Source organism: Cellulomonas algicola (assembly GCF_003851725.1).
Lineage (GTDB): Bacteria > Actinomycetota > Actinomycetes > Actinomycetales > Cellulomonadaceae > Cellulomonas > Cellulomonas algicola.
In genome coordinates this window covers 1-9471 of sequence record NZ_BHYL01000278.1, presented here as the reverse complement: position 1 = coordinate 9471, position 9471 = coordinate 1, and the positions used below count along the sequence as shown (strand labels likewise).

At 72.9% G+C, this 9471-nt stretch carries 8 protein-coding genes; 1 reads left to right on the top strand and 7 read right to left on the bottom strand.

Features of this window, described 5'->3' with window-relative positions:
* Positions 1-24: 24 nt before the first annotated feature.
* The 7 genes from tpiA to uvrC all read right to left on the bottom strand — a co-directional run bounded on the left by tpiA (position 25) and on the right by uvrC (position 8463).
* On the bottom strand, positions 25-819 hold the full coding sequence (gene tpiA / locus CTKZ_RS16340) for a triose-phosphate isomerase (RefSeq protein WP_124343938.1): 795 nt from the start codon (positions 817-819) through the stop codon (positions 25-27).
* Positions 820-821: 2 nt separating this feature from the next.
* Entirely contained in the window at positions 822-2021 is a 1200-nt protein-coding gene (locus CTKZ_RS16335) for a phosphoglycerate kinase (protein ID WP_124343937.1), read from the bottom strand.
* Between the two features lie 134 nt (positions 2022-2155).
* The gene (gene gap / locus CTKZ_RS16330) at positions 2156-3160 is read right to left on the bottom strand and encodes a type I glyceraldehyde-3-phosphate dehydrogenase (RefSeq protein ID WP_124343936.1); all 1005 of its coding nucleotides are present in this window, start codon (positions 3158-3160) and stop codon (positions 2156-2158) included.
* A 238-nt stretch (positions 3161-3398) separates the two neighbouring features.
* Complete coding sequence (whiA, locus tag CTKZ_RS16325) at positions 3399-4379, bottom strand: DNA-binding protein WhiA (protein ID WP_124343935.1); 981 nt, start codon at positions 4377-4379, stop codon at positions 3399-3401.
* Positions 4380-4427: 48 nt separating this feature from the next.
* The gene (locus CTKZ_RS16320) at positions 4428-5429 is read right to left on the bottom strand and encodes a gluconeogenesis factor YvcK family protein (RefSeq protein WP_124343934.1); all 1002 of its coding nucleotides are present in this window, start codon (positions 5427-5429) and stop codon (positions 4428-4430) included.
* Positions 5426-6370 carry an RNase adapter RapZ gene (gene rapZ / locus CTKZ_RS16315; protein WP_124343933.1) on the bottom strand — a complete coding sequence of 315 codons (945 nt, stop codon included), beginning with the start codon at positions 6368-6370 and terminating at the stop codon, positions 5426-5428. The genes CTKZ_RS16320 and rapZ overlap by 4 nt, the downstream gene beginning before the upstream one ends.
* Positions 6367-8463 carry an excinuclease ABC subunit UvrC gene (gene uvrC, locus CTKZ_RS16310; RefSeq protein ID WP_124343932.1) on the bottom strand — a complete coding sequence of 699 codons (2097 nt, stop codon included), beginning with the start codon at positions 8461-8463 and terminating at the stop codon, positions 6367-6369. The genes rapZ and uvrC overlap by 4 nt, the downstream gene beginning before the upstream one ends.
* A gap of 157 nt (positions 8464-8620) precedes the next feature.
* Here uvrC and CTKZ_RS16305 point away from each other — a divergent pair.
* A partial coding sequence (locus CTKZ_RS16305) for a hypothetical protein (protein ID WP_200829781.1) occupies positions 8621-9471 on the top strand: 851 nt, incomplete at its 3' end.

Below are 9471 nucleotides of genomic sequence, written 5' to 3'. Positions count from 1 at the left end.
CCGGGGGCCCCGGTGCCTGTCAGGTCAGAGCCCGACCTCGTGCGACTGGAAGCGCACGATCTTGGCGAACTCCTCGGGGTCGAGGCTCGCGCCGCCCACGAGGGCGCCGTCGACGTCGGGCTTCGCCATGATCGACGCGACGTTGGACGACTTCACGGAGCCCCCGTAGAGGACGCGCACGGCCTGGGCCGTCTCGGCGTCGTACAGCTCCGCGACCCGGCCGCGGATCGCCTCGGACATCTCCTGGGCGTCCTCGGGGGTCGCCGTCTCGCCCGTGCCGATGGCCCAGACGGGCTCGTACGCGATGACGAGCGTGCGGACCTGCTCGGCCGTGACGTCGGCCAGCGCGGCCTCGAGCTGCAGCAGCGTGTGCTGCACGTGCGCGGCGGCACGACGCGTCTCGAGGTCCTCGCCGACGCAGAGGATCGGCACGAGGCCGGCCTTGAGCGACGACTTGACCTTCGCGTTGATCAGCTGGTCCGACTCGGCGTGGTACTCGCGCCGCTCCGAGTGGCCGACGAGCGCGTAGGTCACGCCGAGCTTGGTGAGGAACAGCGGCGAGATCTCGCCGGTGTACGCACCGGACTCGTGCGCCGACAGGTCCTGCGCGCCGTAGGCGATCTGCAGCTTGTCGGCGTCGACGAGCGTCTGGACGCTGCGCAGGTCGGTGAACGGCGGGATGACCGCGACCTCGACCGTGGCGTAGTCGTGCTTGGCGTCCTTGAGCGTCCACGCGAGCTTCTGCAGCGTGTGCGTCGCCTGGTGGTGGTCCAGGTTCATCTTCCAGTTGCCCGCCATCAGCGGGGTGCGCTGCGTCATGCTCAGTCCTCCAGGACAGCGATACCGGGGAGGGTCTTGCCCTCGAGGAACTCCAGGCTGGCGCCGCCGCCCGTCGAGATGTGGCCGAAGCCCGCCTCGTCGAAGCCGAGCGTGCGCACGGCCGCGGCGGAGTCGCCGCCGCCGACGATCGTGAAGGCACCGTTCGCGCCCGCGTCGACCAGGGCCTGCGCGACGGCGCGCGTGCCGCCGGCGAACGCCTCGAACTCGAACACGCCCGCGGGGCCGTTCCAGACGACCGTCTTGGCATCGACGATCTTCGACGCGAACAGCTGCTCCGACTCGGGGCCGATGTCGAGGCCGATCTTGCCGTCCGGGATGGCGTCGGCCGCGACGACGGACGACGGGGAGTCGGCCTTGAACTCGTCGGCGACACGGATGTCGACCGGGAGCACGATCTCGACGCCGGCGTCCTGCGCCTGCGCGAGGTAGCCCTTGACCGTGTCGATCTGGTCCGCCTCGAGCAGCGAGTTGCCGACCGAGTAGCCCTTGGCGGCGAGGAACGTGAAGAGCATGCCGCCGCCGATGACGAGGCGGTCCGCCTTGGTCAGGAGGTTCGAGATGACGCCGAGCTTGTCGGAGACCTTGGAGCCGCCGAGCACGACGACGTAGGGGCGCTCGGGGTTCTCGGTCGCCTTCTTGAGCGACTCGACCTCGTTGAGCACGAGCTTGCCCACCGCGTGCGGGAGCTTGAGGGCGACGTCGTAGACCGACGCCTGCTTGCGGTGCACGACGCCGAAGCCGTCCGACACGTACACGTCGGCGAGGGCGGCGAGGTCGTCGGCGAGCGACGCGCGCTCCTCGTCGACCTTGGACGTCTCGCGTGCGTCGAAGCGGATGTTCTCGAGCAGCGCGATCTGGCCGTCCTCGAGCGCGGCGACGGTCTCGCGGGCGGACTCGCCCACGGTGTCCTTCGCGAGCGCGACCGGCTGGCCGAGCAGCTCGCCGAGGCGCGCGGCGACGGGCGCGAGCGAGTACTTGTCCTCCGGGGCGCCCTTCGGGCGGCCGAGGTGCGCGGTCACGACGACGCGCGCGCCGGCGCCGAGCAGGGCCTGCAGCGTCGGCAGGGCCGCGCGGACGCGGCCGTCGTCGGTGATCGTCGTGCCGTCGAGCGGCACGTTGAAGTCGGAGCGGACGAGCACGCGCTTGCCGCGCAGGTCGCCGAGGTCCTCGATGGTCTTCATGGTCTCCTACCTTGCAGAACCGGCCGGCTCACGTCGGTCGGGGGTCCGAGGGGTGCTCACACGACAGCGTCCGCGTGCGCCGAGGCCGTGGCCGGGGCGCACGCGGACGCATGACGTGTGCTGAGCGGGGTTCGTCAGAGACGGTCGCCCACGTACTGCGTGAGGGTGACGAGCGAGTTGGAGTAGCCCCACTCGTTGTCGTACCAGGCGATGATCTTGACCTGGTCGCCGATCACCTTCGTGAGCTTCGAGTCGAAGATGCTCTGGTGCGGGTTCGTGACGATGTCGCTCGAGACGATCTCGTCCTCGACGTACTCCAGGACACCCTTGAGCGGGCCCTCGGCGGCAGCCTTGACCGCGGCGTTGACCTCGTCGACCGTGACCTCGCGCGAGGCGGTGAAGGTCAGGTCCGTGGCCGAGCCGGTGATCGTCGGCACGCGGAGCGCGAAGCCGTCGAGCTTGCCCTTGAGCTCGGGGAGCACGAGGGCGACGGCCTTGGCCGCACCGGTCGAGGTGGGGACGATGTTCTGCGCGGCGGCGCGGGCGCGACGGAGGTCGCGGTGGGGGCCGTCCTGCAGGTTCTGGTCACCCGTGTAGGCGTGGATCGTCGTCATGAGGCCGCGCTCGATGCCGATGGCGTCGTTGAGGGCCTTCGCGACGGGGGCGAGGCAGTTCGTGGTGCACGACGCGTTCGAGATGATGTGCTGCGTCGCGGCGTCGTACTGCTCGTGGTTCACGCCGACGACGAAGGTGCCGTCCTCGTTCTTCGCCGGGGCGGAGATGATGACCTTCTTGGCACCGGCGTCGATGTGCGCCTTCGCCTTGGTGGCGTCCGTGAAGAAGCCGGTCGACTCGATGACGATGTCCGCGCCGAGCTCCGCCCAGGGGAGGTTCGCCGGGTCGCGCTCCTCGAGGGCGCGGATCTTCTTGCCGTCGACGATGATGTTCTCGTCGTCGAACTCCACGCTCAGCGGGAAGCGGCCGAGGACCGTGTCGTACTTGAGCAGGTGGGCGAGCGTCTTGTTGTCCGTCAGGTCGTTGACACCGACGATCTCGATGTCCGCGCCCGACGCGACGATGGCCCGGTAGAAGTTGCGACCGATACGACCGAAGCCGTTGATGCCGACCTTGATGGTCACTTGCCCTCCTCGGCAGCGCCGACGAGGTCGGCGCACACAATGGGTGTTGGGGTCAACGCACGCCGATGTGCGTTCCGCTCGCCCTCGACCGACTCATGCGCAGCACGTGACGGTCGTGTGACGATCGGATGACGCAACCCTATACCCGTGACGGAGGCCACGGGGGTCGGAGGTCCCAGGGTGGACACCCGTCCGGGTGCCTGCGCGCGGGTCCGCGCAGGTCAGCCCACGGACCGCGTCAGAGGTCGAGCAGGTCGGGGCTCAGCCCCGCCTCGGTGTCCGGGATCCCGAGCTCCTGGGCGCGCTTGTCGGCCGTCGCGAGCAGACGTCGGATCCGGCCCGCGACGGCGTCCTTGGTGAGCGCCGGCTCGGCGAGCTTGCCGAGCTCCTCGAGCGACGCCTCCTTGTGCGCGAGGCGCAGCTCCCCGGCCTCGCGCAGGTGCTCGGGCAGGTCGTCGCCGAGGATCTCGAACGCGCGCTCGACGCGGGCGCCGGCGGCGACCGCGGCACGCGCGGAGCGACGCAGGTTCGCGTCGTCGAAGTTCGCGAGCCGGTTGGCGGTGCCGCGCACCTCGCGGCGCACGCGCCGCTCCTCCCACACCAGCATCGTCTCGTGCGCGCCCAGGCGGGCGAGCATCGCCGAGATCGCGTCGCCGTCGCGGATCACCACGCGGTCGACGCCGCGGACCTCACGCGCCTTCGCCGCGACGCTGAGCCGACGTGCCGCACCGACGAGCGCGAGCGCGGCCTCCGGGCCGGGGCACGTCACCTCGAGGGCCGACGACCGGCCGGGCTCCGTGAGCGAGCCGTGCGCGAGGAACGCACCGCGCCACGCGGCCTCCGCCTCCGCGACGCCCGCCGACACGACCTGCGGCGGCAGACCCCGCACGGGGCGGCCGCGGTTGTCGAGCAGACCCGTCTGCCGGGCCAGCGACTCGCCGTCCTTGACGACGCGCACCACGTACCGGCTCCCCCGGCGGAGACCGCCCCCCGAGACGACGATGATGTCGCTCTCGTGCCCGTAGACCTCGGAGATCGCCTGCCGCAGCCGCCGTGCGGCGATGCCCGTGTCGAGCTCCGCCTCGATCACGATCCGCCCCGAGATGATGTGCAGCCCGCCCGCGAACCGCAGCGTCGCCGAGACCTCGGCCTTGCGGACGGACGTGCGGTCCACCTTCAGACGCGCGAGCTCGTCCTTGACCTGTGCCGTCAACGCCATGGCGTCATCCTGCCATCTGGGACGAGCGTCCGGGTCCGGTCCGGGAGGTCAGCCCGCGCCGCCCGCACGTGTGCCGACGTCCCCGAGGAAGCCCTCGACGACGTCCCGGAAGGCCGCCGCGAGGCGCAGGGGGTCGTGCATGGGCGTGCCGTCGCCGCGTCCCACCTGACGCAGCAGCAGCTGCGCACCGAGCCGTTCGGTCGTGTCGCTGAGCACGTCGACGTCGTCGACCGCCCCGGGGTCCGCGACCACGGCGTCCACCCGGAGCCCGGGCGCGTGCGCGTGCAGCGCCTCGAGGTGCTCCTCGGCGCGCATGCCCTCCGTCTCCCCCGATTCGGGCGACAGGTTGAGCGTGACGATGGTGCGCGCCTGGGTCCGCTGCAGGGCGTCCCGCAGCCCGGGGACGAGGAGGTGCGGCATCACGGACGTGTACCAGGAGCCCGGGCCGAGGACGACCCAGTCGGCCTCCTCGATCGCCGCGACCGCCTCCGGGCACGCGGGCGGGTCGGTCGGCTCGAGCCGCAGGTGCTCGATGCGGCCGCCCGTCGTCGCGACGGACACCTGGCCGCGCACACGGTCCGCCGTCCCGTCGGCGTGGACGACGTCGGCCTCGATCTGCAGCGGGACCGCCGCCATGGGCAGCACCCGGCCGCGCGCCCCGAGCAGCCGTCCGACCCAGTCGAGCCCCTCGACGGTGTCGTCGAGCAGCTCCCACAGCGCGACGATCAGCAGGTTCCCGACCGCGTGCCGGTCGAGCGGGCCCTGCGACGCGAACCGGTGCTGGAGCACGTCGCGCCACGTCCGGCCCCACTCGGAGTCGTCGCACAGGGCGGCCAGCGCCATCCGCAGGTCGCCCGGCGGCAGGACGCCGAGCTCGTCGCGCAGGCGCCCCGACGAGCCCCCGTCGTCCGCGACGGTCACGACCGCGGTGATGCGGTCGGTCATGAGCCGCAGCGCCGACAGCGTCGCGGAGAGCCCGTGCCCGCCGCCGAGCGCGACGACGGCCGGACCGGACCCGCGGGCGGCACGCTGGGACGGCGGGACGCTCATTCCTTGCCGAGGTCCCGCGCCGACACGGCGACCTGGTGACCCCGCTCGCGCAGGCGTGCCGCGACCGCCTCGCTGATCGCCACCGAGCGATGCTTGCCGCCCGTGCAGCCGACCGCGATCGTCACGTAGCGCTTCTCCTCGTTGAGGTACCCCGCGAGCACCGGCTCGAGCGCGTCGACGTACCGGTCGACGAACTGCACGGCACCGGGGAGCCCGAGGACGTAGTCACGTACGGGTGCGTCCCGGCCGGTCAGGTGGCGCAGCTCCGTGACCCAGTACGGGTTGGCGAGGAACCGCACGTCGACCACGTGGTCCGCGTCGAGCGGGATCCCGTACTTGAACCCGAACGACAGCACCGAGACGCGCAGGACGTCCGCCGTCGAGCCGACGACGACCGAACGGACCTCGCGTGCGAGGTCGTGCACGTTGAGCTCGGAGGTGTCGATCACGGTGTCCGCACGCTCGCGGAGGTCCCCGAGGACCGCGCGCTCGGCGGCGATGCCGTCGAGGATCCGACCCTCGCCCTGGAGCGGGTGCGGCCGCCGGACCTGCTCGTACCGGCGGACGAGCACCTCGTCGGACGCGTCGAGGAACAGGATCCGGTGGTCGACACCGGCGGCCCGCAGGCCGTCGAGGACCTCCCGGACGTCGGCGAAGAACTCGCGCCCGCGCACGTCGACCACCGCGGCGAGCCGCTGGGCACGCTGGCCCGTCGGGCCGCTCGTCAGCATGCCGACGAGGTGCGTGAGCATCTGCGCCGGGAGGTTGTCGACGACGTACCAGTCGAGGTCCTCGAGGACCGCGGCGGCACGTGTCCGGCCGGCGCCGGACATGCCCGTGATGATGAGGAGCTGCGGTGCCTCGAGGCGCGGCCCCTCCGCCGCTGCCTCGAGCGCCGGGATGCCGGCAGGGACGGTGATCGGCGACGGCTCGTCGGTCATGACCTCAGCATGCCAAACCCGGACGCCTCCTCGGCCGACGCGGGGCTCGCGTCGGCCGGCGCGTCGACCGTCGACGCGTCGGCCGCGAGGCCCGGGGCGGCCGGGACGACGACGGTCCCGCCCTGTGCTCCCGTCTGCGCGGCGTCGCCCGCCAGGGCCGCCACGACCGCCGCTGCGGTCCGCTCGCCCATGCCCTGGACGCTCGCGATCTCCTCGACCGACGCCGCCCGCAGGCGCTTGACACTGCCGAAGTGGCGCAGCAGCGCCGCCCGTCGCGCGGGGCCGAGCCCGGGCACGTCGTCGAGGACGGAGACCGTCATGCCCTTGGAGCGACGACGGCGGTGCGCGGTGATCGCGAACCGGTGCGCCTCGTCACGGAGCCGCTGGAGCAGGTACAGGCCCTCCGAGGACCGCTGGAGGATCACGGGGTAGTCCTCGCCGGGCAGCCACACCTCCTCGAGGCGCTTCGCGAGGCCGCAGAGCGCGACGTCATCGATGCCGAGCTCGGCCATCGCGGCAGCGGCGGCGGCGACCTGCGGCTGCCCGCCGTCGACGACGATCAGGTTGGGCGGGTAGGCGAACCGCTGCGGGCGGCCCGTCGTCTCGTCGACCGGCCCCGAGCGACGCGGCTCGTCGTCGTCCTCCCCCAGCCCCAGCTCGACGTCGCCCGCGTTGGAGCGCTCCGCGAGGTAGCGGCGGAACCGGCGCGTGATGACCTCGTGCATCGCGGCCGTGTCGTCGCGCGCGCCGTCACCGTCCGGACCGCGGAGGTTGAACAGGCGGTACTCGCTCTTGCGCGCGAGCCCGTCCTCGAACACGACCATCGACGCGGACTGGAACGTGCCCTGGTTGTGCGACACGTCGAAGCACTCGATCCGCAGTGGCGCCGACGCCAGGTCGAGGGCCTCCTGGATCTCGCGCAGCGCCTGGCTGCGCGTCGTGAGGTCGCCCGCCCGGCGCGTCCGGTGCAGCACCAGCGCGTGCTCGGCGTTCCGCAGCACGGTGGCCGCGAGCTCGCGCTTGTCTCCCCGCTGCGGGATGCGGACCTGCACGCGGGACCCGCGCATGCCGGACAGCCAGTCCTGCACCTGCTCGACGTCGGGCGGCAGCACCGGGACCAGGACCTCGCGCGGCACCGAGGCCGTGCCCGTGTCCTCCTCGGTGCCGTACACCTGCTGCAGCAGGTGCTCCACGAGCTCGGCGTCGGTGACGTCCTCGACCTTCTCGACCACCCAGCCGCGCTGGCCGCGGATGCGCCCGTCGCGGACGTGGAACACCTGGACGGCGGCCTCGAGCTCGTCGCCGGCCAGGGCGAAGATGTCCGCGTCGGTGCCGTCCTTGAGGACGACGGCGTTGCGCTCGGTCGCCTTCTCCAGCGTCGCGATGTCGTCGCGGAGCCGCGCCGCCTGCTCGTAGTCGAGCTCCGCGGCGGCCTCCTTCATGCGGGCCGTCAGCCGCCTGGTGAACTTCGCGGTGTCCCCCGCCATGAAGTCGCAGAAGTCCTGCGCGAGCGCGTGGTGGTCGTCGGGCGAGATGCGCCCCACGCAGGGTGCGGAGCACTTGTCGATGTAGCCCAGCAGGCACGGCCGTCCCTGCTGGGCGGCGCGCTTGAAGACGCCCGCCGAGCACGTGCGCACCGGGAAGACGCGCAGCAAGAGGTCGACCGTCTCCCGGATCGCCCACGCGTGCGCGTACGGGCCGAAGTAACGCGTGCCCTTGCGCTTGGCGCCGCGCATGACCTGCACCCGCGGGAACTGGTCCGCCATGGTGACCGCGAGGTACGGGTACGACTTGTCGTCCCGGTACTTCACGTTGAACCGCGGGTCGAACTCCTTGATCCACGTGTACTCGAGCGCGAGCGCCGCGACCTCGGTCGGCACGACGGTCCACTCGACGGACGACGCGGTGGTGACCATCTGCTGCGTCCGCGGGTGCAGGTTGTGCACGTCCTGGAAGTAGCTCGACAGGCGGGAACGCAGGCTCTTGGCCTTGCCGACGTAGATGACGCGACCGTGCTCGTCGCGGAAGCGGTAGACGCCCGGGGAGTCCGGCAGCTCCCCCGGCGCGGGGCGGTACGTGGCGGGATCGGCCATGCCGTCGAGCCTAGGCGCTCGTTCCGACACCCTCGCTCGCCGCCCTGCTGGAGCCGTGTGTCAGGGCTCCACGACGCCGAGGGTGGGACCCCGATTGCGAGGTTCCCCTGCGGGGGTGGGGGCCGCACTGCGTCGCGATGGCCTGTTATCATCACTCATGCGTGCGACCGACGCCGTCGACCGGCACCTCGAACGGCTCGTGGACGCCGGGGCGTCGCGATCTCTCCACCGCCAGCGCCGCTGGGCGCTCCGGCACGCGCTCACCGCCGCCGCTCTGGCCGGCGTGCACGGCCACTCCCCGCTCCCCCACGACGTCGCGGCCACCGCGCCCGACACCCTCGATGCCGCCGAGCGACGCGTCGACGTCGCGGAGCTGCTGTCCCCCGCGTTCCTCGGCTGGTACCTGCCGTGGGCGGCGGACGGCGGGCTCACCGACCCCGAGCGGCCCACCGCGGGGCGGTCTCCCGCCGCGGCTCGTGCCCGCGTCGCCGCGCTGCGGGCCCTCGCCGCCGACGTCGGCCTGCCCCCGCCCGACCACACCCACGGAACCCCGCAGCTCCGCACGGTCATCGAGCGCCGGCCTGTCGAGGACCTCCTGCGCGCCTTCGAGGGCCACCGACCGCGGCCCACGGCGACTCGCGCCCGCCTCCTGGCCATGCTCGCCGTCATGGCCGCCGACCCCGTCGGCCCCACGGCCCTGGCCGCGATGGACGTGCGGGACCTCACGCTCGAGACCCGCACGCTGCGCGCCCCGAGCGACGGCCGGGCGCTCGAGCTCTCGCCCGCCGCGACGACCGCCCTCCGCACGTGGCTCGGCGTCCGGGACGAGCTCGTCGCGTCGCTCGACGGCGGAGCCGTGCAGGCCCTGTGGGTGTCCGCGCACGGCCTGCGCGACGCCGACGGCACCGCGCGGCCGCCCGGCCTGCCGCTGCGGACCCGCGGGATCGAGCGCGCGTACGCCCGCGGCGTGCGCGCACTGCGCCGGCACCTCGCCGCGCACCCCGAGCG

Coding starts and splice junctions, on each gene's coding strand:
- CTKZ_RS16335 (WP_124343937.1), bottom strand. CDS start 2,021: ATGAAGACCATCGAGGACCTCGGCGACCTGCGCGGCAAGCGCGTGCTC.
- rapZ (WP_124343933.1), bottom strand. CDS start 6,370: ATGACCGACGAGCCGTCGCCGATCACCGTCCCTGCCGGCATCCCGGCG.
- tpiA (WP_124343938.1), bottom strand. CDS start 819: ATGACGCAGCGCACCCCGCTGATGGCGGGCAACTGGAAGATGAACCTG.
- CTKZ_RS16320 (WP_124343934.1), bottom strand. CDS start 5,429: ATGAGCGTCCCGCCGTCCCAGCGTGCCGCCCGCGGGTCCGGTCCGGCC.
- whiA (WP_124343935.1), bottom strand. CDS start 4,379: ATGGCGTTGACGGCACAGGTCAAGGACGAGCTCGCGCGTCTGAAGGTG.
- uvrC (WP_124343932.1), bottom strand. CDS start 8,463: ATGGCCGATCCCGCCACGTACCGCCCCGCGCCGGGGGAGCTGCCGGAC.